This is a genomic window from Burkholderia sp. Cy-637 (assembly GCF_011753175.1).
Taxonomy (GTDB): domain Bacteria; phylum Pseudomonadota; class Gammaproteobacteria; order Burkholderiales; family Burkholderiaceae; genus Burkholderia; species Burkholderia gladioli.
The window spans coordinates 1-3,398 of sequence record NZ_VWWC01000315.1 but is presented as its reverse complement, the minus strand read 5'-3'; the positions used below and the strand labels follow the sequence as shown (position 1 = coordinate 3,398).

The 3,398-nt window shown below is 69.2% G+C and carries 1 protein-coding gene; it reads left to right on the top strand.

Going from position 1 to position 3,398, the window contains the following annotated elements; all coding sequences use genetic code 11:
• Positions 1-114 precede the first annotated feature (114 nt).
• Positions 115-3,398: efflux RND transporter permease subunit (locus F3J10_RS34895; protein WP_167243986.1), on the top strand; the 3,284-nt coding region annotated here is incomplete at its 3' end.

Below are 3,398 nucleotides of genomic sequence, written 5' to 3'. Positions count from 1 at the left end.
TCGTGCCGCCGTGGCCGGCCGCGTCCTGCCGGCGCCCGAGCGCGTCGCCGCCGTCGCGCGTCCCGCCTGTCGAACCGCTTGCCGCCGCGCGCGCCGCGCTGAGTCCAGGCCCGCATGAACTTTTCGCGCTTCTTCATTCGCCGGCCGGTCGCCACCACCCTGCTCGCGCTCGGCATCGCGCTGTCGGGCCTGTTCGCCTTCGTCAAGCTGCCGGTCTCGCCGCTGCCGCGCGTCGACTTCCCGACCATCTCGGTGTTCGCCAACCTGCCCGGCGCGAGCCCGGCCACCGTCTCCACCAGCGTGACCAGCCCGCTGGAGCGGCATCTCGGCTCGATCGCCGGGGTCACCCAGATGACCTCGACCAGCTCGCTCGGCAATGCGCTGATCAGCCTGCAGTTCGTGCTCGAACGCGACCTGAACGGCGCCGCGCGCGACGTGCAGGCCGCCATCAACGCGGCGCGCGCGGACCTGCCCGCCAGCCTCAAGAGCAATCCCACCTTCCAGAAGGTCAACCTGGCCGACACGCCGATCATGGTGCTGTCGGTCACCTCGGACACCGCACCGCCCTCGCGCGTCTACGACGCGGCCTCCACCGTGCTGCAGCAGGCGCTCTCGCAGATCGAGGGGATCGGCGAGGTGGACGTGTTCGGCGCGGCAAGCCCCGCGGTGCGCGTCGAGCTCGAGCCGCATGCGCTGTTCCATTACGGCATCGGCCTGGAGGACGTGCGCGCGGCGCTCGCCTCGGCCAACGCGAACAGCCCGAAGGGCATGATCGAGGTCGGGCCGAACCGCTACCAGCTCTATACCAACGACCAGGCCTCGCAGGCCTCGCAGTATCGCGACCTGGTGGTGGCCTACCGCAACAACGCGGCGGTGCGGCTCACCGACGTGGGCAGCGTGATCGACTCGGTCGAGGACCTGCGCAACCTGGGCCTGGCCAACGGCAAGCGCGCCGTGCTGGTGATCCTCTATCGTTCGCCGGGCGCCAACATCATCGACGCGGTCGATCGCGTCAAGGCCGCGCTGCCCAGGCTGTCCGCCGCGCTGCCGCCCGACGTCGACCTCGGCTCGGTGCTGGACCGCTCGGTGACGATCCGCTCCTCGCTGGCCGATACCGAGCACACGCTGGTGGTGGCGGTCGCGCTGGTGGTGATGGTGGTGTTCGTGTTCCTGCGCAACTGGCGCGCCACGCTGATCCCGACCGCCGCGGTGCCGGTCTCGATCATCGGCACCTTCGGCGCGATGTACGTGCTGGGCTTCTCGATCGACAACCTCTCGCTGATGGCGCTGATCGTGGCCACCGGCTTCGTGGTCGACGACGCGGTGGTGGTGCTCGAGAACATCATGCGCCACATCGAGAACGGCAAGCCGCGCATGCAGGCCGCGCTCGACGGCGCGCGCGAGGTGGGCTTCACGGTGGTGTCGATCAGCCTCTCGCTGATCGCCGTGTTCCTGCCGATCCTGCTGATGACGGGGCTGATCGGGCGGCTGTTCCGCGAGTTCGCGATGACGCTGTCGCTGGCGATCGCCGTGTCGCTGGTGGTCTCGCTCACGCTCACGCCGATGATGTGCGCGCGCCTGCTGCCCGAGGCCGGCAGCCATCGAAAGGAAGGGCGCCTGTCGCGCTGGCTGGAGCGCGGCTTCGAGCGCCTGCAATCCGGCTACGACCGCAGCCTGCAATGGGCGCTGCGGCACCGGCGCATCACGCTGCTGTCGCTGATCGCGACGGTGGGGCTCAACATGGCGCTGTTCGTGGTGGTGCCCAAGGGCTTCTTCCCGCAGCAGGACACCGGCGTGCTGATCGGCGGCATCCAGGTGGACCAGTCCACCTCGTTCCAGGCCATGCAGCTCAAGTTCGCCGAGATGATGAAGATCATCCAGTCGGACCCGAACGTGCTGAGCATCGCGGGCTTCCGCGGCGGGCGCACCACCAATTCCGGCTTCATGTTCGTGACGCTGAAGGACAAGCAGGACCGCAAGCTCAGCGCCGACCAGATCATCGAGCACCTGCGCCCGCAGCTCGAACGCGTGGCGGGCGCGCAGACCTTCCTGCAGGCCGCGCAGGACCTGGGCGGGGGCGGCGGGCGGCAGACCAACGCGCAATACCAGTTCTCGCTGTACGGCGACTCGCCCGAGGAACTCTACAAGTGGGGCGACAAGCTGGCCGCGGCGCTCAAGAAGAAGCCGCAGCTCACCGACGTCAACTCCGACCAGCAGCAGGGCGGCCTGGAGGCGATGGTCCATATCGACCGCGCCACCGCCGCGCGCCTGGGCATCACGCCGCTGCAGATCGACAACACGCTGTACGACGCCTTCGGGCAGCGCCAGGTCTCGACCATCTACAACCCGCTGAACCAGTACCACGTGGTGATGGAGCTCGCGCCGAAATACTGGCAGGACCCGGAGATGCTCAAGCAGGTGTGGATCAGCACCACCGGCGGCAGCGCCAGCGGCGTGGCGCAGACCAATGCCGCGGCCGGCACCTTCGTGGCGAATTCGGCGCGGGCCTCGGGCGCGGGCGCGCCGCAGGCCGGCTCGGCCGCGGTGGCGACCGATTCGGCGCGCAACGCGGCGCTCAATTCGATCGCGGCCACCGGCAAGGCCGGCACCTCCTCGGGCGAGGCGGTGTCCACCTCGAAGTCGACCATGATCCCGCTCTCGGCGATCGCCAGCTTCGGGCCCGGCACCACGCCGATCGCGATCAACCACGAAGGCCCCTTCGTGGCCGTGACGATCTCCTTCAACCTGCCGCCCGGCAAGGCCTTGTCCGACGCGCGCACGGTGATCTACCAGACCATGAGCGAGATCGGCGTGCCGGCCAGCATCAACGCCGGCTTCTCGGGCACCGCCGAGGAGTTCGAGAAGGCGCTGCGCGACCAGCTGCTGCTGATCATCGCGGCGCTGGCGGCGATCTACATCGTGCTCGGCATCCTCTACGAGAGCTACATCCACCCGATCACGATCCTCTCGACCCTGCCCTCGGCCGGCGTGGGCGCGCTGCTGGCGCTGCTGATCTCGGGCACCGAGTTCGACATCATCGGGCTGATCGGCATCTTCCTGCTGATCGGCATCGTCAAGAAGAACGCGATCCTGATGATCGACTACGCGGTGGTGGCCGCGCGCGAGGGCAAGTCCTCGTTCGAGGCGATCCACGAGGCCTGCCGGCTGCGCTTCCGGCCGATCCTGATGACCACCATGGCCGCGCTGTTCGGCACCCTGCCGCTGGTGTTCGGCCATGGCGACGGCGCCGAGCTGCGCGCGCCGCTCGGCATCACGCTGGCCGGCGGGCTGATCGTCTCGCAGATGCTGACGCTCTACACCACGCCGGTGGTCTATCTCTACATGGACCGGCTGCGGCTGCGCTCGGAGCGGCGCCGCGCGCGGCGCGCGGGGCTGCA